Origin of the sequence: Acidaminococcus sp., from assembly GCA_022482815.1 — a bacterium.
GTDB lineage: Bacteria > Bacillota > Negativicutes > Acidaminococcales > Acidaminococcaceae > Acidaminococcus.
Genome location: JAKVOM010000001.1, coordinates 2,494,464 through 2,515,413, shown reverse-complemented (window position 1 = coordinate 2,515,413; position 20,950 = coordinate 2,494,464). Strand labels below are relative to the sequence as shown.

At 47.8% G+C, this 20,950-nt stretch carries 18 protein-coding genes, 1 tRNA gene and 1 riboswitch; of the genes, 16 read left to right on the top strand and 3 right to left on the bottom strand.

Features of this window, described 5'->3' with window-relative positions; genetic code table 11:
* The first annotated feature begins 222 nt into the window (after positions 1-222).
* Positions 223-323: riboswitch (SAM riboswitch) on the top strand.
* Positions 324-407: 84 nt separating this feature from the next.
* The 3 genes from LKE33_10840 to LKE33_10830 all read left to right on the top strand — a co-directional run bounded on the left by LKE33_10840 (position 408) and on the right by LKE33_10830 (position 3,907).
* Complete coding sequence (locus LKE33_10840; protein MCH3951414.1) at positions 408-1,232, top strand: MetQ/NlpA family ABC transporter substrate-binding protein; 825 nt, start codon at positions 408-410, stop codon at positions 1,230-1,232.
* 16 nt (positions 1,233-1,248) lie between these two features.
* Positions 1,249-2,583: a M20/M25/M40 family metallo-hydrolase gene (locus LKE33_10835; GenBank protein MCH3951413.1), complete on the top strand. Its 1,335-nt coding sequence runs from the start codon at positions 1,249-1,251 to the stop codon at positions 2,581-2,583.
* Positions 2,584-3,016: 433 nt separating this feature from the next.
* Entirely contained in the window at positions 3,017-3,907 is an 891-nt protein-coding gene (locus LKE33_10830) for a DMT family transporter (protein MCH3951412.1), read from the top strand.
* Positions 3,908-4,114: 207 nt separating this feature from the next.
* Here LKE33_10830 and LKE33_10825 read toward each other — a convergent pair whose 3' ends face one another.
* Together LKE33_10825 and LKE33_10820 are read right to left on the bottom strand one after the other, a co-directional pair.
* A complete protein-coding gene (locus LKE33_10825) occupies positions 4,115-4,654 on the bottom strand; it encodes a methylated-DNA--[protein]-cysteine S-methyltransferase (protein ID MCH3951411.1) in 540 nt (179 codons plus the stop codon).
* Between the two features lie 3 nt (positions 4,655-4,657).
* A complete protein-coding gene (locus LKE33_10820; protein MCH3951410.1) occupies positions 4,658-6,124 on the bottom strand; it encodes a helix-turn-helix domain-containing protein in 1,467 nt (488 codons plus the stop codon).
* Between the two features lie 161 nt (positions 6,125-6,285).
* On the opposite strand from LKE33_10820, the gene LKE33_10815 reads away from it, so the two are divergent.
* Complete coding sequence (locus tag LKE33_10815; GenBank protein ID MCH3951409.1) at positions 6,286-6,714, top strand: MarR family transcriptional regulator; 429 nt, start codon at positions 6,286-6,288, stop codon at positions 6,712-6,714.
* Positions 6,707-7,357, top strand: a complete 651-nt coding sequence (locus tag LKE33_10810) for a DUF6198 family protein (protein ID MCH3951408.1) — start codon at positions 6,707-6,709, stop codon at positions 7,355-7,357. Before LKE33_10815 ends, LKE33_10810 begins: the two co-directional genes overlap by 8 nt.
* A 246-nt stretch (positions 7,358-7,603) precedes the next feature.
* On the opposite strand, the gene LKE33_10805 is transcribed toward LKE33_10810, so the two are convergent.
* Positions 7,604-8,485, bottom strand: a complete 882-nt coding sequence (locus LKE33_10805) for a LysR family transcriptional regulator (GenBank protein ID MCH3951407.1) — start codon at positions 8,483-8,485, stop codon at positions 7,604-7,606.
* A 148-nt stretch (positions 8,486-8,633) separates the two neighbouring features.
* Here LKE33_10805 and LKE33_10800 point away from each other — a divergent pair, with 148 nt between their 5' ends.
* The 11 genes from LKE33_10800 to LKE33_10750 all read left to right on the top strand — a co-directional run bounded on the left by LKE33_10800 (position 8,634) and on the right by LKE33_10750 (position 20,949).
* On the top strand, positions 8,634-9,479 hold the full coding sequence (locus LKE33_10800) for an aldo/keto reductase (protein MCH3951406.1): 846 nt from the start codon (positions 8,634-8,636) through the stop codon (positions 9,477-9,479).
* Positions 9,480-9,493: 14 nt separating this feature from the next.
* Complete coding sequence (locus LKE33_10795; protein ID MCH3951405.1) at positions 9,494-10,339, top strand: aldo/keto reductase; 846 nt, start codon at positions 9,494-9,496, stop codon at positions 10,337-10,339.
* A gap of 236 nt (positions 10,340-10,575) precedes the next feature.
* Positions 10,576-11,472 carry a DMT family transporter gene (locus tag LKE33_10790; GenBank protein ID MCH3951404.1) on the top strand — a complete coding sequence of 299 codons (897 nt, stop codon included), beginning with the start codon at positions 10,576-10,578 and terminating at the stop codon, positions 11,470-11,472.
* Entirely contained in the window at positions 11,469-12,143 is a 675-nt protein-coding gene (locus LKE33_10785) for a (Fe-S)-binding protein (GenBank protein ID MCH3951403.1), read from the top strand. Before LKE33_10790 ends, LKE33_10785 begins: the two co-directional genes overlap by 4 nt.
* Before the next feature lie 93 nt (positions 12,144-12,236).
* Positions 12,237-13,268, top strand: coding sequence for a mechanosensitive ion channel family protein (locus LKE33_10780; protein MCH3951402.1), 1,032 nt, complete (start codon positions 12,237-12,239; stop codon positions 13,266-13,268).
* 506 nt (positions 13,269-13,774) lie between these two features.
* Positions 13,775-15,205 (top strand): amino acid carrier protein, encoded by a 1,431-nt coding sequence (locus tag LKE33_10775; protein ID MCH3951401.1) that lies wholly within the window; start codon positions 13,775-13,777, stop codon positions 15,203-15,205.
* Positions 15,205-16,158 carry a homocysteine S-methyltransferase gene (mmuM, locus tag LKE33_10770; GenBank protein ID MCH3951400.1) on the top strand — a complete coding sequence of 318 codons (954 nt, stop codon included), beginning with the start codon at positions 15,205-15,207 and terminating at the stop codon, positions 16,156-16,158. The genes LKE33_10775 and mmuM overlap by 1 nt, the downstream gene beginning before the upstream one ends.
* Before the next feature lie 179 nt (positions 16,159-16,337).
* Positions 16,338-16,413 (top strand) — tRNA-Asn (locus tag LKE33_10765).
* A gap of 80 nt (positions 16,414-16,493) precedes the next feature.
* A complete protein-coding gene (locus LKE33_10760; protein MCH3951399.1) occupies positions 16,494-17,309 on the top strand; it encodes a nitroreductase family protein in 816 nt (271 codons plus the stop codon).
* 144 nt (positions 17,310-17,453) lie between these two features.
* On the top strand, positions 17,454-17,867 hold the full coding sequence (locus LKE33_10755; protein ID MCH3951398.1) for an Asp23/Gls24 family envelope stress response protein: 414 nt from the start codon (positions 17,454-17,456) through the stop codon (positions 17,865-17,867).
* Between the two features lie 58 nt (positions 17,868-17,925).
* Positions 17,926-20,949 (top strand): PD-(D/E)XK nuclease family protein, encoded by a 3,024-nt coding sequence (locus LKE33_10750; protein ID MCH3951397.1) that lies wholly within the window; start codon positions 17,926-17,928, stop codon positions 20,947-20,949.
* The last annotated feature ends 1 nt before the right edge of the window (position 20,950 follow it).

The window sequence follows — 20,950 nt, the reverse complement described above, 5'->3', positions numbered from 1 at the left end:
GGGCTAAATGCTATGCGCTAAAAGCCAAAAGCGGTTTTATTTTTTATATTTTCTTTTTCGCTTCATTGTTCAGTTTATGACCACTCCATATCCTAGTAAAACACTATAATATATGTATAAAAGTATACAATTTTCACTAATTTACGTAAAATTAATGCTTTTTTGTTTTCTTTTCTTGACAAATGGAAATCAGCTCGTTAAAATTTTAAACATAAATTGAATACTTCATCCAGAGCAGCAGAGGGATTTGGCCCTATGAAGCTGCGGCAACCCCCAGGGATGGGAAGGTGCCAATTCCAACAGGGAAACCTGGCAGATGATTTGATGTGCACGTAATAAAACGTCATCTGTTCGGATGGCGTTTTTCTTTTGTGCTTAGAGGATGGAGAAAAGAAGGAGGAATTGTTATGAATTTGAAAAGATGGACAGCCGGTGTGCTCGTCGCACTGGCAGCGGTCGGTTTATTTGCTGGCTGCGGTGGGGAAAAGAAGGCGGAAAAGGCGCCGGCGGACAAAAAATCCATTACCGTAGGGATTACGCCGGGATATTCCGAAGAAATCATGGAAGTTGTCAAGAAGGAAGCTGAAAAGAAGGGCCTTAAGGTCGAACTGAAAGTGTTCTCCGACTATGTAACGCCGGACCAGGCGCTGGCAAGCGGTGATATCGATCTGAACTCCTTCCAGCATGGTCCTTTCCTGGAAGCCTTCAACAAGAAAAATGGAACCAAGCTGGTCTCTATCGGGCAGACATACCTGGCTCCGCTTCGTGTTTACTCCAACAAGATTAAAGACATCAAGGAAATCAAAGATGGCGATAAGATTGCCATTCCGAATGATCCTTCTAACGGCGGCCGTGCTATCCTGATGCTCAGCAAGCTGGGACTCTTCAAGATTAAAGATGGCGTCAGCGCAACGGCACTGACGGTCAATGACGTTACGGATAATCCGAAGCACATTCAGCTGCTTGAACTGGAAGCAGCCCAGCTGCCTCGTTCTCTCGATGATACGGCATGTTCCGTCATCAATGCCGGATATGCGAACTCCGCAGGACTTGATCCGAACAAGTCCATTGCCAAAGAAGACAACACGAGCCCGTATGTCAACATTATCGCAGCTCGCGAAGTAGACAAGGATAATCCGACTTACAAGAAATTTGTAGAAATCTTCCGCAGTGCTCCTGTGAAGGAATATATCGAAAAGAACTGCAATGGCGCTTTGGTTCCTGCGTGGTGAGAAAGGGGTATAAGTCATGACGTTATCGCAAGAGGATGAAAAACTGGCAGCGCATTTGTCACAACTTGTCCAGTGCGCTACCGTGTCGAACTCAGACGTAAATAAAGTTGATTGGAATGAATTTAGCAAGCTACACGACCTGCTGCGGAAATTTTATCCTCACATTTACAGTGTCATGCACCTTGATGAAGTAGGAAAGGCCGGACTGCAGTTTTCTCTGAAATGTCCCGGCACAAAAAAGAAGCCGCTGCTTCTCATGAGTCACCAGGATGTCGTCGAAGTGGGTGACCGCAGCCAGTGGAAATTTGATCCATTTGGCGGGGAGCTCATTGATGGCTGCGTATGCGGACGCGGGACGACGGACTGCAAAAATCTGCTTGTCTGCGAAATGGAAGCTGTGGATGCCCTCCTGGCATCAGGCTGGCGTCCTGATTATGATCTTTATATTTCTTTGGGATATGCCGAGGAAGTCTATTTGGAAAATGATGTCGATGCGGCGGAACAGTTGACGCAGCATCTGGCAAACCAGGGCGTGCGGATCGGGACCATTTTTGATGAAGGCGGACAAATCGCACCGGAAGGAAAGCATGGTGTTGCTGCCCGAATCGGCCTGGGTGAAAAGGCGGCCGTCAACTATGAAATCTATTGTGACCGGCCAGGCGGACACTCCAGCAAACCGGGCAAAGGAACCGGACTGGGTGCTGTGGCAAAAGCCGTAGTTGCTATTGAGGCGCATCCGTTCCCGTATCGCCTGACGCCGCTTGCGGAGGCACAGCTCAAGGCAGAAGCCGGGCTCCAGGAAGAACCGAGAAAGAGCATTTATGCTGATCCTAAGGGCCATTGGGACGAACTTTGCAAACTTGCCAACGAGGATCCTGCCCTTGATGCACTGCTGCATACTACCATTGCTTTTACGATGGCTTCAGCCAGCAATCAGCCTAACGTGCTGCCGAGCCATGCTGCTGTAGGTCTGAGTGTGCGCGTACTGCAGGGAGATACGGTGGAATCTGTGCAGAAATATCTGGAAAGCTTCTGCCCGGAAGGCGTAAAAGTAAAGCATATTTCCGGCAAGACGCCGGTGCCGACTTCAACACCGGACAGCGCTTCTTTCCAGTTGACGGAGAAAATTCTGCACGATATGTATGGCAAGGACCTGCCGATTATTCCGTATTTGATGCTTGGCGCGACGGATACTCGCTATTACAAGCGCATTACCGACAACGTATTGCTCTTTAATGGCTTTAAGCTTGACGAGCGGTGGAGACAGATGCACCAGGTCAATGAAAAGATGCCGGCCGATTGTCTGAAAGCCAGCGTGGAATTCTTTACCCGTCTGTTAAAAGCATATTAAAATTGTATTTAATGAGAGACTGTGAAACAATGAGCAATCATTATTTCACAGTCTCTTTTTCATTTACTGTCTTGTATTTCCAAAACTATAGATTGATGGTCAGTCTGCAGGTAGAAAATAGTAAACGGTTTACAGCGAATTAAAAACTAAGTTTCACCTGCAATCTATATTTGAGAATCCACCAGGGCATATGTCTGCACGATTGTACTAACCACTCCCTCACCACCAACCACTGTTTAGTTTTTTCTATGTATCGAAGGCGAGATCAAATGCCAAATGCCATATGCCAAATGCCAGGGGCGCTTTTTCTTCCGGTGCCACTAGCAATGCAGCAGATAAGTACAATCACCTCGCTTCTCTAGCCAAATTAACTGATTTAGAGTAGAATGGATACAGTTATGCGCAAATGTAATTCTACTTTATTGGAGAGATGATGATGAAAGCAAGATTCCTGTTACTCATGGCGGCTCTTTTCTGGGGCGGAACCCTGGTGGCTCAGAGGGTCAGTACGAGCCTCATCGGAGGGTTTACCTTTTTGTCAGCACGTTATTTTCTGGGCATGCTGACACTGCTTCCGCTGGTTTATTGGGAGAAACGTTATACAACAGGATCTGCGGTACAGCGCAAGGCTCCCTTACCTCTCTGGGCAGCGTCTGCTCTCATGGCACTGCTTCTAACCGGAGGAACCGGATTTCAGCAAATGGGAATCTTCTATACAACAGCAGGGAAGGCAGGGTTCATTACCAGTCTTTATATTGTCATGGTGCCTTTTCTTTCCTGTCTTATGGGAAAACCGCTTTATCGCTCGGCTCTTGCTGGATCGATTTTTGCGGTTATCGGACTTTTCCTGCTGGCCTATCCTGAAGACGGCGGGGCCCTGAACCGGGGCGATATTCTCATTGGAATCTGTTCGGTCATATGGTCGGTATATATTATTGTCATCGGTCGGATTTCTGTGTATTATCCTGGGTTCCGGTTTATTGCCTGGGAATTTTTCTTTGGTGGGATCTATAACCTTGTTCTGGCTTTAATCTCGGGAGAAGTGATTAATGGAGAAGTACTTTCGGCGGCCTTTGTACCTATCTTGTACTGCGGCTGCATCGGCGGGGGACTGGCTTATTCCTTCCAAATGATCGGGCAGCGTGACGTACCGCCTGCCGAATCATCGCTGATTCTCAGTATGGAAACAATCTTTGGCGTTTTGAGCGCATGGCTGTTTCTCGGTGAAGTTATGTCTGGCCGGGAAATGACAGGAGCTGTCCTGATGGCCGTCGGTATTGTCCTCGCTCAGCTTCCATCCAAAGTACTGTATTGCAGAAAGTAAAAAAGATTAAAGGCGCTTTTGGCCTTTTGCATATAGCTTTTAACTCCCCCTCTGCAGCATAGCAATAAACTTGTTTGGTAAAATCAAAGATGGGCTTTGAAGAGTTACTTGATGTATTTCCTCAAAGCTCATCTTTTGTTTTTGGAGGATATTATTTTCGCCTCTTTTTTTGCGGCGCTTCAGCCGGTCGTTGAAATTGGCCCTTCCTTACAGCGCTGTTCCCTTCTTCGGAATCCAAAACTTATCCATATTCACACCTTCATGTTTCAGCAGCTTAATCTTATTCTGGATACCGCCGGCGTACCCTGTAAGATTGCAATTTGCGCCGACAACTCGATGACAGGGGATAATGATGGAAATTGGGTTATGTCCGACAGCCCCTCCGACCGCCCGGGCACTTGCTTTTTTACCAGAAAATTTTGCAGTAAGCCGCTCTGCAATTTCTCCATAAGTCATCGTCTGACCATAAGGAATCGTGCAGAGAATCTGCCAGACCGCCTGACGAAACGGACTGCCTGACGGATTAAGAGGCAGCTCTTGAGGGAGTGGCTTTTCGCCTTTAAAATACCTGTCCAGCCAGGATTTTGCCGCTTTGAGAATAGGAAAACTATTTCCTCTTTTGGTTTCCTGCGGAAGTTCATTGGCAAAATATTTCTGATTTTCAATCCACAAACCGCAGATTCCTTTATCGTCGGCTGCCAGTGTCAATAAACCGATGGGGGAGTGATACGTAGTTGTATAAATCATGAGTTACTCCTTTTTCCTGTTCCATAAATTAATAACGGCATAACTGCGCCAGGGCCGCCATGCTTCTGCCAGTTCCAGACGCTTTTTAGGACTAAGGTCCGGCAGGGCCCGTTTAATACCGATATCGGTTTCCAAAAAAGCATCAGGGTAAGCCATTGTCCGCATTGCAATATACTGCGCACTCCAATTGCCAATGCCTTTGATTTTTTTCAGTTTAGCCATTTCCATTTCTGCATCGGCAATGGAATCGAGCCGAATCTCTCCTGACTGAACTGCTTCGGCAAGGGATAAGATAGTGCGGGAACGGCTGGCGATAATGCCAAGTTTTCCGAATTCATCTTCGAGTGAATCTTTCATGGAGAGTAATACTGCCGGGGTCGGAAAAATCCGGTTCAGGCCTTCCACTCCTGTCTCTATCGGTTTCCCAAATTTTGCCGCGATGCGTCCGGCGAGCGTCCCGGCCGCTTTGACTGTGATTTGCTGCCCCAGTATAGCTCGTACTGCTGTCTCAAAAGGTACGAAGGCGCCCGGAATCCGCATGCCGGGTCTTGCAAGACCCGGGTGCAGCTCATTCATGATTTTTAATTTTTCATAGACGATTTCCGGGTCACAGTACAGATCAAAGACGCGGCGTACCCCGGCAAGTACCTGGGAGAGAACCGGAATCAGTGATTCGGCTAAGGTTACGCGGAGACAGTGCTTTTTAGCATCATTTTGGACGCGCATCCATCCCGTGACTTCCTTTCCTGATCGGCTCGTAAGGGAAACTGTCCGGGCATAACTTGTTTCATCGGCAGTCTCTACGCCTGCAATGGCACGTCCTGCCAGGAAATCATGGATTTCATCCCAGCAATAGGGAACCCGGTAGCCGATATCCAGAGAAATTTCCTGGTCGACTGCTTTTCCCGCGGCTTTGCGGCGAAGCTGGGTAGGGGTCAGATGGTATCTCTTTTTAAATAATTCATTCATGCGGCGGGCACTTCCAAACCCGGCAGCCATAGCTACATCCATCACGGAAAGCGCTGTGTCCGTCAGCAGATTCTTGGCAAGGAGCAGACGGCAGGTTTCCGTGTAGGCCACGGGTGTCACATGGAATTCTTCCTGAAATACGCGCCGTAAATGACGGTCGCTGCACCCGAGATAAGTTGCTGCTTCCGCAAGACTCATACCGCCGCTGCAGTTTTCTTCCAGCATACGGGCTGCTTTTCGGGCAAGTACATGGGATGCGTCCATCGGGGCCTGACCGGGTGCCAGTTCGGGCCGGCAGAGCAGGCAGGGGCGATAGCCTGCTTTTTCCGCTTCGGCAGCGCTTGTGAAGAAAGTACAGTTTTCAATCTTAGGTACTCGTGCCGGGCAGACAGGACGGCAGTAAATTCCAGTAGAACTGACTCCGACAAAGAGACGGCCGTCAAAACGGGCATCTTTTGAGCGGAACGCTTCATAACAGGCTTCTTTTTGGTTGGGCAGCATTTATTTTCACCTCTTGACGATACTATAGCATGTTGAAACATAAAAATCTCGCGGTTTTCGGACATAGATATGAATTTTTTTGTTTGACAGAAAGTGGAAAAAGAGTTAAAGTATAACAAATTACTTTGAATTCAAAGTAATTTATGGAAGAAGGAATCACTATGGAACATTCACATGTTCATTTTACGTTAATGACTGCCTTTCATGGCAGCAACCGCTTGATGCAGAAGGCTGTAGCAAAGCTTGGGTTATTTCCCGGTCAGCCAAAGATTCTCGAAACACTACTCGCAGAGGATGGGCTGACGCCGAAAGTTATTGGGAAGCGTTGCGTCCTGGATCAGTCGACAGTGACCAGTTTACTGAAAAAATTGGAAGCACGCGGCTTGATGCGCCGGGAAGTACATGAAGAAGACCACCGGTCGGTTCGGATTTTTCTGACTGCAGAAGGAAGAAAGATTGCCCAGGCGGTAGCTGAGTGCGGAAAGCAGGTTGACGCCGCTATTTTTCGGGGCATGACGGAAGAAGAAAGGAAACTTTTTCTGCGTCTTTTGGAAAAAGTAAACCGGAATATGGAGGCAGAAAATGAGTAAATTATTACAGCGGAACCTGATTTTCTTATCCGGCCTCTTCATTAATTCATTTGGTATCGCTTTTATTACCAAAAGTAATCTAGGTACTTCGCCTATTTCCAGCGTCCCTTACGTCTATAGCTTGTATTTTACGAATCTGACTTTCGGCATGATGACTTTTATCTTGAATATGATTTTTATCCTGATTCAGAAAGTGCTGCTGAAAGATGACTTCAAGCCGGTCCAATATTTGCAGATCGTTGTGAATTTTATCTTCAGCTCTTTTATTGATTTGAGCATGTACTTATTGACGCCGATGCAGCCTGTCAGTCTGTGGGCCCGGCTGCTGTCCCTTCTTGTCGGATGTGTGGTTCTTGCAGCCGGAATCTGTACGGAAGTCGCACCGGACGTACTTTTGGTGCCGGGCGAAGGTATCGTGAGAGCAATTGCTATCGTTACGAAGAAAGAATTTGGTAAGGTTAAGGTTCTTTTCGATATAACGCTCATGGTGCTCGCCGTTATTTCTTCTTTTATCTTTTTCCATCGCCTGAATGGGCTGGGTTTCGGTACCCTTTGCTCTGCAGTCCTGGTAGGCCGTTTTGTCAGTTTTCTGACCCCGCGTCTGCTTTCTGTCCGCTATGCTAAAAAGCTGCTTGAGAAATAAAGTGGCGGACAGCGGAGGGTGTTGATATAATCTAGTGAGTTGATGGCATAGAGATAAAAATCGCATTTAGCGTTCAGCTTTTAGCTTGGCATGGTACAAGCTTTTTGTTCGAGAATAATAAAACAGCTGTAGCCGTTATATTTTGGCTGCAGCTGTTTTTGTTATTTTATGGCAAAATTACCGCGGCAATTTTGCCATCAGCAGCGGGCGGCTGATGGCAGGTTGGTGTGGCGGGCTGCGGATTTTTTACTCCGTCCGATTTTTCCACTCCTCTTTGATATGCTCAATCCAGTTCGTCCAGTTTTTCCTGCTCTTTTTAGGGAAGATGGCATAAAAAGAAAGCGTTGCCTCCGGGTCGTTAAAGGGCACATCAATCCTGTTTTTATAGCGGCCGTTGAAGACACGCTGTGCCAGGTCTGTAGTAAATGAAGGCAGAGTGGAAGTATTGACCACAGCTGAAAGGGATTCCATGTTATCCTGGAGTACCAAAAGAGAATTAGGAAGGTGTTCCCGTGTAATATCTTCCCAGACACCGATGCTGGCATTCATGAGGAACGTCTCTCCATCCATCTCGGCAAAAGTGACACCTTTATCTTTAAAAAGGGCAGCCGGATGGGCCGGAATTACGTTGATAAAAAGATGCTCTGTACCGCAGGGGACGCAGCAAAAGTCTTGTATATCGACCGCATGGGAAAGAAAAATCAAATTAAAATGGCCGCGTTTCAGTTTTTCTATGAGCTGGTCTTCATCCTTATTCATTTCCGTAGCAATCGTCCTTCCCGGGAAAAAGGAAGGCAGGGAGTAAGTATAAGCAAGCAGCGGCCCCGGAGCACAGGAACCGATGGAAATCGTGCGCAGCATGCCGTCCCGGGCCAGCAGTGTCTCTATCATTTCGTCCTGGTCACGGAGAATGCGGTCGGCATAATCGGCAGCCAGATTCCCTATTTCCGTCAGATATAGCCTGTTTTTTTGATGCACAAACAAGGTGACGCCCAGCATCTTCTCCAGTTTTTGCATGGAACGGGAAAGAGCGGGCTGTGACATATGAAGTGCTTCGGCCGCACCGGATATGGTACCGGCTTTGCGGAACGCGCTGAGCTGTTCTAACAGATAAGTTTCAATCCGCACGGAGATACCTCCCTCTTATTATGCATGTCAGTAATAGTATATATGATTCAAAAGCCTTGTACAAGAAAGAAATTTTTCGGTAAAGTATACGTGAAAACGATAATTAAAAGCGAAATCGCATAAGAAATAAATCAGGGAGGTATGACAGATGGAATATTTTGTTATGAACAACGGAATCAAAATGCCAATGGCTGGGATCGGTGTGTTTTTATTCAGCCCCGCTGAAGCGGAAGCTTCTGTTAAAACGGCACTGAAGGATGGCGTCCGCCTGATTGATACGGCCAATGCGTACCTGAATGAAAAAGCGGTAGGCCGTGCCATAAAGGCCAGCGGCGTAAAGCGCAGCGATATTTTCCTCGTATCTAAATTGTGGCCGACCGTTTATGATTCGGATACGGCTGTCGATGACACCCTGCGTCGTCTTGATACGGACTATGTGGATCTGATGTTCCTCCATCAGCCGACGAAGAACTGGAAAGCCGGTTACCGTCAGCTGGAAAAAGCGTACAAAGAAGGCAAAATCAAGGCAATCGGTCTTTCAAATTTTCCGGATGATATGCTGCAGGAAGCACTGGATGAAATGGAAATCAAACCGCAGATGGTGCAGGTAGAGGCACATCCTTATTTCCCGGAAACCGAACTGAAGAAAAAACTGGCTCCTTACGGTATCGGTATGATGGCGTGGTATCCGCTGGGACATGGTGACACAGCGCTGCTGTCGGAGCCCGTTTTTGCCGAACTTGGCAAGAAGTACGGCAAGACGCCGGCTCAGATCATTCTGCGCTGGCACATTCAGATGGGCGACGTGGTGTTCCCCGGCTCCAAAAATCCGGAACATATTCGTGCCAACTTTGACCTCTTTGATTTTAAACTGACCGAAGCAGATATGAAGGCTATTGCCAGTGTCAATAAGAACAAGAGATATTATTATGCAACGCCGGAGATAGTCCAAAAATATGCGGACATGGATCTGGATTTTGACGGACAGGAATAAGAGGAGGCAGCACGATGGAATATTTGACGTTTAGAAATGGAGTAAAGATGCCCCAGGAAGGCTTTGGTGTGTATCAGGTTCCTGATTACGACGTATGCAAAAAAGCAGTGAAAGACGCACTTTCCGTGGGCTACCGGTTGATTGATACCGCACAGGCATATGGTAACCAGAAGGCGGTCGGCGATGCTGTCCGGGAGTCCGGGCTGAAACGTGAAGAAATATTTGTCACGAGCAAGGTCTGGGTTCAGGATAATTCCTATGAAAAATGCGGCAAGGCCGTTGACCGTATCTTAACAGAACTTGGGTTCAACTATCTTGATTTGGTATTGCTTCATCAGCCCATGGGAGATTACATTGGGGCCTGGAGAGCATTGGAAGAAGCTTACAAGGCAGGGAAAGTCAGAGCTATCGGCATGGCTAACTGCTATCCTCATGTACTGACGGATATTTGTGAAACCGTGGAGGAAAAACCGATGCTCAACCAGGTTGAACTTCATCCGTTCTTCCAGCAGCCGCTGAATCTCAAGACAATGAAGGAATACGGCGTGGTGCCGCAGGCATGGGGTCCTTTTGCCGAAGGTAAGCATAGGATTTTTACGCATCCCGTACTTACGGAAATCGGTAAAAAATACGGTAAGAGCGCGGCTCAGGTGGCTTTGCGCTGGAACATCGAACGCGGTGTTTCCGTGATTCCTAAATCAATCCATAAGGATCGGATGGCACAGAACTTCGATATCTGGGATTTTTCCCTCGATGCAGACGATATGAAAAAAATCGCCGCACTTGATATCGGCCACAGTGAAATTGTGAATCACTTTGATCCGGAATTCATCAGACTGCTCCATTCCATCAAAGCGTGAGAGTGGATTAGTGCAATCGTGCAGGCATTTTTATTGGCGGATTTTTAAAGTGCATTCATCTTTCCTCAAAACACCATTGGGACGGAAAGTTCCAATGGTGTTTTTTGCTGAAAAAGGAGCCGGAAAGAAGAATTGAACTTTCCAGGTAATTAACCCTATCAAAAATACTTGAAATTTTTGTTTTTCCCATTAAAATAGAAGCAATGTAAAAAGTGCATGGACAGGTGAAATGGAAAATGAACCGTAACGTGAATCAGCAAACCGTCAGAAAGGCCAAAGCGGCCCTTATTTTTTCGATGGTTATTTTTGGCAGTGTAGGAATCCTGGTCCATTACATTCCGCTGCCCTCCAGTGTGATTGCTTTTTCCCGAGCCCTGTTCGGCGGGCTGTTTCTCTACGTTATCACGCGGCTGCGGCGTATTCCGCTTTCCCGGGAGCAGCTGCGTAAGAATGCCAAACTTCTCGTGCTGAGCGGTGCTCTCCTGGGTTTCAATTGGATCTTTCTATTTACCTCTTTTAAATATACGACAGTGGCCGTCGCCTCCATCTGCTATTACATGGCCCCGATTTTCGTGGTGCTCCTGTCCCCGTTTCTGTTTCAGGAAAAGTTAGGCCCTGTCAAGATTTTGGCGGTAGCCATGGCCTTTGCCGGTACCGTACTTGTTTCCGGGCTGCTGCAGAACCAGGGCGTCGTCAATCCGCTGGGCGTCATGTATGGTCTTTTGGCAGCGGTACTATATGCAGGCGTGCTGATCTGCAACAAGAAGCTTCAAAATCTGTCTGCCTTCGAATCAACCATCGGGCAGCTTGCTTCTGCGGCCGTAGTTCTTGCCGTCTATATTCTTGGCAATGAAGCCTGGTGGGCCCTTAGCTGTACGCCTTTTCAGTTTTTGCTGCTCATGATTTTGAGCCTGTTTGTAACCGGATTTACGTATGCCCTTTTTTTCGGCTCAATGCCGTACTTGCCGGCACAGACAGTTGCCATTTATACCTATATTGATCCCATTCTGGCTGTTTTACTTTCTGCGCTGGCTCTCCATGAGCCGCTGACTCTTGAAATTATCGCGGGCGGTATCCTGATTCTCGGGGCAACCGCTTTGACCGAATTTGCGACGCAAAGGAGCTTATCATGAAAATTGATCCTATGGCGGAAAATTTATACTTTAATATGAGCTGCGCACTGTCACTATATCGTCCGGAGTATGAAAAACCACTTTTTTCATACCTTAAGGCTCATTTCCCGCACTTAAAACATCATACACTCTGCTGCCGCAAAGATCCGAAGCTGCCGAGGGAATCCATAATCATCAATGTGTGTCCCGGCTGCGATATGAGATGGCGGGAGCTTTATGAAGGTGTTTCGACAATTTCTATTTACCATCTTATTGACACATTTAATGATTTTCCTTTCCCGGATTACAGCGGCCTTACCGTGACAATTCACGACTCATGCCGGGTTCGGGGACGAACTGAATATTACAATACAGTCCGCAGTTTGCTGCAAAAGATGCATATTACCGTCGTGGAATCCGCCTGGGCAAGAGAAAAATCTCTTTGCTGCGGAAATCGTGCCTTTGACAGCGGGAATCCGGCAGTCATTCGCCGGGCGATGCAGGTAAGTGCTGACAGTCTGCCTCTTGATGAGGTACTGACCTATTGTGTGACCTGTATGAAAATACTGGCACTTTCGGGTAAGAAGTCTTATTATTTGCTGGACCTTTTGATGCACCGGGAGTCTGACCAAAAGCCGTGCGACGTTAATCAATGGTTCAGGGATCTCGAAGCTTATGAGGCGAAACACTGACGCCGGAGCGCTGATGTCAATTTTATGAACTTTTCATGATATTTTCATTTATTGAGAGTAAGATTCTTTCAAATTTTTAGTATGGGGGCAATTATGGATTTCGATAAAGATAGATTCATTGGAGAGCTGCAGCATGGGGGCCCTCATGTTCATTTTATTGCTTTTGTTCTGTTTGAAATTCTCGGTGTCGTTATTTTTCACTGGGGATTCAAGTTTTTGATTAAACTTCTTGCTAAGATTACACATTCAAGGACTTCTACGTGGCGTTCGACGTTTAAGTTTATGGACGTACTTCTGGGACTTCTGGCAGGTTTTAAGATGACCGAGAGGTTCGTGAATGTACCTCCGTTTATCACCGACCTCCTGAATAAAAACTTTCACGGACTTGTCGTGTTTACGGTTACGTTTTTCTGTGCCCATTTGTGTTCTTCTCTTATTAAATCGCGCTTGTCGCGCAGTGAAAGTGAATCGTCGTCCATGTCCATTTTGACGACGGTTATTGATCTTGCTGTTTATATGGCGGGCTTCGTGGTTCTGCTCAATTCCTACGGTATCTCTATTTCCCCGCTCCTCACAGCACTTGGCGCCGGCGGTCTTGCTTCCGCTCTGGCTTTGCAGGACACTTTGGCTAACTTGTTCTCCGGTATTACGACCATTGTATCTCACCAGGTTCGCATGGGGGACTATATCAGCCTTGCTACCGGGCAGGCAGGACGCGTGGTAGATATGAACTGGCGTAATACGACCATCCGGACCAGCACTGGGAATATGATTATAGTCCCGAATAAAAATATTGCGGCTTCAGTGATTACCAACTACGAGCAGCCTCAGGCAGAATGCACAATGCTGATACCTATTACCATTACCTATGACAATGACCTGCAGCATGTAGAAGAAGTTACTGTACGTGTTGCGCAGACCATCCTCGAGCGCAGTCAATATGGTGTCAAAGGATTTCAGCCGGCTGTTCGCTATGACAAAATGGGTGACTACGGAATTTCTTTTAACGTAGTGCTTCGCATCAAAAATATCATCGATGAACCGAAGCTGAAGCATCAGTTCATCAAAGCAATATTTAATGAATATAAAAAAGAAAATATTAAGATCCTGATTCGCACGACCTGAGATAACAGCACTGTCAATTGTCTTTGCAGAGGCAATTGACAGTTTTTTATAGACCAAACCGTTAGGTTTGGCATTCCTCTGCCACCTCCTTCCACGCAGTCGGAAGGACCACGAAGTGGGGAGGAAAGCACTAAAAGGGTCGCTGGAAAATGGTTTCATATTTCACAGGCCCTTTTTTGTCTTCCGTTCATGAAAACAAAATTAAAAAATTTCTCTACTGCTATCTGCAGCTATCGGCTAACTGCTAACAGCTATCTGCCTTGTGTTTTGACCAACCATCTGCTTGTACTAACTACTTCCCTAAAAAAGATTTTTACGCTATTTGCACGCCTTTCAGGAGGTATGGAAGACAATCATCATCTCCGCGTAGCTAATACGTCCTGAACAATCAAAAAAATCTATTCAAGGGACTGCTATATACAAATGTAATCTTTTAGTTGACTATTGAACTATAACTTGTTACAATCTCAATCATTAGCAATTGATATTTGATTGGGGGAATTGCATTGCTGTTATCGATTCTGACGTCTATTTCTGATGCCCTGTGGGGCACGCCCATGGTCGTCATTCTTGTGGGGACAGGGCTGTATCTCAGTGTCCGTTTTGGTTTTCGCTATAATTTCCGTAAAATCGGATTTAATTTCAGAAATACTTTTGGCCGAATGTTTCAAAAAGGGGAAGGGCGCGGCACTGTATCGGGGTTTGCCGCTGCCTGCACAGCTATGGCCAATACCATCGGTGTCGGAAATATCGGCGGCGTAGCTACAGCTATTGTTTCCGGCGGTCCGGGCGCTGTGTTCTGGATGTGGGTTTCCGGGCTTCTCGGAATGTCGACTAAGGCCTGCGAAATCATTTTGGGACAGCGCTTCCGTGTGAAATACTCAAAATCCATGGATGAATACATGTGCGACCGTTCTTTTGTCATGAAAAACGCTCTGGGATGGGCCAAAGGTGCTGTCGTTCTCGCTGTGGCCTGCTTCATGCTTGGCCCCTGGACTGACTGCGTACAGACAGAGTCCGTAGTCGGTGCCATGAAGGAAGGCTTTGGTATGGATTCACGGATTACGGTTGCTTTCCTTGGCATTACTTGTTTCGTGACGATTTTTGGCGGCCTGAAACGTATTTCTTCCGTCATGGAAAAAGTCGTTCCTTTTATGGCGCTGCTTTATATCCTGGGCGGACTTGGCATTTTGCTGCAGCATCTGACAGAAGTGCCTGCTGCCTTCGGACTCATTATCAAAAGCGCATTTTCGCCCATGGCCGCGGTTGGCGGCTTTGCAGGGGCAACGGTAAAGGATGCACTCCGCTACGGGATTGCCCGCGGTCTTTACTCCAATGATGCCGGCACGGGCTATGGCATTATTGCGCATGCTTCCGCCAAGACGGATCACCCCGTGCGTCAGGCCTCCTGGGGCTGGGGAGAAGTCTTTCTGGACACGATTGTAGTCTGCTCCGTTACAGCCCTGTCAATCATCCTGACGAATGTCTATATAGATTATCCGGGCGTTGACAGCGCACGTCTTACGACCGTTGCTTTCCGTGAAGCTTATGGTCAATTCGGCGCCTGGTTCATGGCAATTGCCATTACCATCTTTGCCTGGACGACAATAGTGGGTATGTATTACAGCTGTGAAAAGTCTGTCAACTATGCGTTCGGAGACACGAAGCGCAACCGGCTCGCTACGAAAATCTACATGCTTTATTATATGATTCCCTGCGTCATTATGTACGATGTGAAGGCTGACGCTCTCTGGGCCATGACGGATATTTTATCTGCAATTTATGTCTTCTTTACACTGCTCTTTATTTATACGCAGCAGGGAGAAATTATGCGCCTTTTCCGCGATTTCTGGTTCCGCTATCTGCCGGCAAAGGAGCGCGGTGAAAATCCTCCTGTAGTGTCTTATGGCACTGAAATTGAGAAAGGAAGTAATTAATGGTGAAAGCTTCTTTAAAGGATATTTTGCAAAAAAATAAAATTTGTGTAATTGATGGATCCATGGGTACGGCGCTCGAACAGCTGGGAGCCAATTTGAATGATAAATTGTGGACCGCCAAAGTACTGGCCGAACAGCCGGAACTCGTAAAGCAGGTTCATCTGATGTATTTGCGTGCCGGGGCTGATGCCCACATTACCTGCAGTTATCAGGCTACGATTCCGGGGCTCATGGCAGGAGGCTACTCGGAAAAAGAAGCGGAAGATCTGATTGTACGTTCTGTCAAACTTTTCCTGGAAACCCGCGATGAATGGTGGGAAAAAGAAGGTAAATCTGCCGGCAGAGCTTATCCGCTTTGCCTTGCCGGTATCGGGCCTTATGGTGCCTACCTGGCGGACGGCTCAGAATATAAAGGCCATTACGGTGTGTCTGACCAGACTTTATATGATTTTCATGCCAGGAGAGCGGAGCTTCTTTGGCAGGCCGGCGCGGACGTGCTCCTTTTTGAAACGCAGCCGTCCCTTGCTGAGTCAAAGATTGAAGCGGAGATTGCCGAAAAATTGGGAGCCACGTACTGGATCAGCTATTCCTGCAAGGACGCTGCTCATATCAATGAAGGCGATGCTATTGTTGATTGTGCATGCGCATTTAAGGAGGGGTATCTGCATCTGGAAGCGATGGGTGCCAACTGCTCCAAGCCCGAATATATGGAAGGGCTCGTCAAAGAACTTCGTAAGGGCACAACACTGCCGATATTCGTGTACCCCAACAGCGGGGAAATCTATGACCCTGTGACGAAAACCTGGCACGGCAGCCCGGATAGCCGCAGCTTCAAGGAATATGCCCTGGCTTATATGAAAGCCGGTGCATCGGCTGTCGGCGGCTGCTGTACGACTGTGGCTGAGCATATCGGGGAGGTCGTTGAAGCAAGAAAGGAATTTACAGGAAAATAAGGCAAGTACTTATCAGGGAGTGTCAAACCGGTTTTAGGTTGCTGGCACTCCTTTTTAGCAGGGAACAGCAAATCAAATAAGCCGAGCAGAGACATGGAAAATTTTTGTTTAAAATCATAAACCAAAAAACTTGACATTTTTTCCTGTCTAGTGTAGAATAATCAGCGTTGACGAAAGATTCCCCGATAGCTCAATCGGTAGAGCACTCGACTGTTAATCGAGTTGTTGTAAGTTCGAGTCTTACTCGGGGAGCCAATTTAAGAACAGGCCGGACGGGAGTCCGGCTTTTTTTGGATATGCCGTGTCCAGCGGCAGAACATGTTGAGGTGTTACTTTTGGCTGGAATTATCACGATTGATCAGAGTAAATGTGTAAAATGCGGAACTTGTGCCAAGGTTTGCCCCAGTTGCATCCTTGAAATGGGAGAAAACGGGCCCGTCTGCATTAACGACTTGTCCTGCATGTCCTGCGGCCACTGCGTTTCCGTCTGCCCGGTCGGTGCACTGGAAAATTCCCGCTGCCCGTCTGCAGAAATGGATCCGATTACGATGCCAATGCTGGATTCCAAGACGGCTTTTCAGTTTATGCGGATGAGACGGAGTATCCGTAACTTTACCGATGAAATGGTTTCGGATGAAAAGATGAAGGAACTGCTGGAAGTGGCTCGCTATGCTCCAACGGCAGCTAATTCCCAGGGATTGTATTATCTTGTCATCAATAATCGTGAAACTATCAAAAAAATTACGGATTGTGTGGCAGACTGGATGCAGGAAGAAATCGACAATAAGTCGCCGCGCCGCCGTTATTTCATGAAAATTCTTCATATCTACCGTGACCGCGGTATTGATATCATCGGGCGTAATGCCAAACAGCTCGTCTTTGTACTGACCCGCCGTCTGAATGTTACGGCTATCAGCAACAGTGAGCAGGCCCTGGCTTACATTGAACTGTATGCACCGACACTGGGTCTCGGCACGACCATTATGGGTTTCATTGAAACTTGTGCACAGATGGATTATAAGCCGCTCCGCGAACTCCTCGACATTCCGGCTAAACAGATTGCCGTGGGCTGTCTGCTCGTCGGCTATCCAAAATACAAATACCACAAGCTGCCTGACCGCCAGCATCTGAAAGTTGAATTCCGCGACTGATTGTAATCGCATGGTGGGTATTTTTTGGGATAGCTAATTGTACGTGGTTCTTTGATATGTTACAATAAGGAAAAAGGTTGCCCGGCAGGGCGAATCTTCATAAGGTTCGCTGCTGCCGGCTTTTTATTTAAGGGAGGGATTCTCATGATTCAGGGCAAGACCATTATCAGCGATGAAGTGTTTGTTGAAATTGTAAAAGTAGCGTCGGAAAAGATTGAGCACGTAACCTTTGCACAAAGCGAGGGAGGATCCTTATTTTCCCTGGCTAAAAGAGTAACGGATAAAGTGATTCCGCCCGTCAGCGTCACGAAGACGGACGCTTTTGTCGATGAAAACGGAACGGTTACGAAAGGACATGTTTCTTTTGAAGTGCGCGTTTCCGTGGAATACGGTGTTGCCGTTTCGGACGTCATTGAAACACTGCGGGAAGCCATTGTCAAAGAAGTGGTGGCCTTGACCGATTTTTATGTCGACCATGTTGATGTCATCGTGGCAAAGCTTTATCATAACAAGCCTGCTGCGGATGAGGCAGAAAAACAGCCGGAGACGGCGGATTGATAAAAAGGGCGGGCGCTGGCCCGCCTTTTTAATTCTCTGATTGAAAGGAGTCAGAAGCATGCCATATAAGCACTATCTTTATACTACGGCTCTGGGAGAATCAATGCGGGATTCATTCATTCAGGAAGCCTCCGGATTTGAATACGGGAAGGCTCTTTTCCTTGTCCCTAATAAATTCTTTCGGCGCGTCGTTGGTCATACCGGCCTGGTAAGAACCGCATCCATCGATGTGCTGCCCCGGGCCATTCTGGAGATGAGCGGAAAAGCCCCGGATGTCACGTTGATTTCCCGCTATACTCAGACCAAATTACTCGAACAGTGCATCGCTTATCTGAATCAGAAGGGAAAGCTGGAATACTTTCAGAAGCTGGCCGATAAAAAAGGTTTCCGGGACAGCCTCCTGCGTTTCATTGAAGAACTGGAAAAGCAGGGTGTCTCGCCGGAAGAATGGAGCCATGTCGTTTTGTCCTGGGAAGACAGGACGGAAGTGCAGCGGCAGAAGGATAAGGAACTGGCACTCTTCTTTACGACTTATCAGGCGCTGCTGCAATCCCAAAGAATGTGTGACTTGCAGGGACTTTATGAAGCTGCTGTTGAAGCTTTGCAGGACGGAGAACTGAAATTACCCTGGCAGCACCTTTATTTCAGCGAATTTAACCGCTTGAACGGACTGCAGCTTAAACTGATCGAGAAGCTTGCCGCTTACTGTGATATCTCGTTTGGGATTTTTTATGATGCCAATCGGCCTGAACTCAGTGCAGCGACGAGCCATTTGGAAGAAGCTCTTTTGGGTCTCGGATTTGAACTTAAAGTCGTGCCTGCGGCGAGAAAGAGAGAAAAGGATCTTACTGCATTTTGTGAGTATTGGCAAAGCGGGCAGAAGGCAGGCTGCCCGGCGCAGCATGTTTCCCTTTGGGAAGCACCGAGTGCCGAGGCTGAAATCCGCGGTGTCCTCACTGCGGTAAAAGCCAAATTAAGGGCCGGAGTCAAGCCGCAGGATATGATGCTCCTTTTACGGAATATGAGTGATTACCCTGGCCTCCGCCGCTATTTTGATGAGTATGGCATTCCGACTACCTTGACGAATCAGACCGATATGGCTGGTCAGCCTCTCTGCGACTTTCTTTCCAAACTTTTTGCGGCAGCACTGAACCATGATGACCTGGAGACTTATAAAGCTTTGTTCCGTGCTCCTCTTGCAGAGTTTGTCTGGGGTGTTCCCCGCGAGGCCGTCGATGAGCTCCTTTATACGAAATATGTGGCTTCTGTGAATCAGATGATTAATCTTGTTTCAAATCTGCCGAAAAGTCACGATGTGAAAGAGCTGCTGGGATTCGTATCGACTTCTCACTTACCAAAAGAGTGGCGTGACTATTTCACAGAACAGCTCGACGCCTGGAATCTTACCAAGACGTGGGGTGAATGGCATAAGTCGCATAAGGCAACGCTGCAGCAGGTCAAGTCCATGGCACTGACCGAGGAAACTGTCAGAAATTGCCTTGATCAACTGGAAACGACGCTCAACCAGTGCGGTCATGAGGGAGAACAGGTTTCTCCTGCAGAAGTCCGCGAGTTCTGGCAGGATTTCCTGAGAGGAACGACATTGCCTGTTGCGCCCGGTGACAGCCAGGGAATCCGCGTCAATGAAGTCTCTGACGTACAGGGAATGACGATTCCCTACGTATTTATCATGGGCGTTCGAGATGGGCTTTTCCCGTATATTCCTCATGAAAACTGGATTTATAACGATAAGGAACGGGGAACACTGACAAGCCTCGGAATCCCGCTGACACTGGCCGTTCAGGACCTTGAGCAGGATCATTATTTCTTTGCCTCTGCCGTGGCAATGGCCGAAAAAGAGGTACAGCTTTCCTGGTATGCCGATGATGACGGCGGCCCTTCTTCCTATATCGAGCTGCTGACACGCTTCTTTGATGAAGATTCCCTTTCGGTCAATTCGGTTCGGAGTACTCTTTCCGGGTGTGCAAGTCAGGCGCAGCTCATGAATTTTCTTGCCGAACAGCCGAAACTGGGGGAGAAGGAAAAAGAGTGGATGACTGAAAGCAGCCGGTGTGGTGCCGACTTTTTTGCTAAAAAGCAGCACAATGCCAATCGCTGGGAAGGCAAGTCTCCTTTTAACGGGTGCCTCGACCGCAAAGAGAAGGAACTGCATCTTTCTGCTTCGGCACTGGACGTGTATCTTGCCTGCCCATTTCGTTACCTCGCAGGCTATGTCTGGAGTCTCGACATGCCGGAAGAACGCGGTGCGCTCCCGACACCGGATGCCGTAGGAAACCTGTTTCACCGTACATTGGCGCGTTTTTTGGGGAAGCATTTACAGGAAGACTTGTCTCAGGCGGATGAAAATAGTCTCCAAAGCGAACTGAAACAGTCTTTCCTCGATGTGTATGAAGAAATGGAAAACGACGGGCAGCTGCCCGTATCCCCCTTTACCAGGCACTTAAAAGAACAGTATGAAAATCAATTGAGCAGATGGCTGAAAAAAGAGATTGCCTATGAGGCAAATGACCCGCTTGCCCTGCGTCCTTACGCCGTGGAAAAAGCTTTTGGCCGTAAGGGGAGTGAATGGGACGCACTCTGTTATAAAACCGGGGATATGACTGTCTTTGTATCCGGCCAGGTGGACCGAATCGATGCCAGCCCCGATCAGAGCGTATTTGCTGTGATGGACTATAAAACGGGGGACCCGCCTTCAAAAGCGCAGATCACAGATGGTCTTGCTGTGCAGCTCCCACTTTATGTGAAAGCGGTTTCCGAAAACAATGTCCCGGTGGAAAAAATTGCCGGAGCCCAGTATGGGGCGCTGAAGCAGGGCACCCGCAAGGGCGGATTCTGGACGAGTACTGTGAAGGCGATGGACAAGAAGCGGAAGACGGCCGCAGATGCTGAAGCTGTGATGGCGTCTCTTGATACTGTGATTCAAAATGCAGCATTCGGCATTGGTGCAGGAGAGTTTCCGGCCAGGCCGGCAGACGGCAAGTGCCCGGACTATTGCCCGGCCCGGGACATCTGCCGCTACCGGGATAATCCGCAGCACGGCATGGAAGGAGAGGATGAATAAC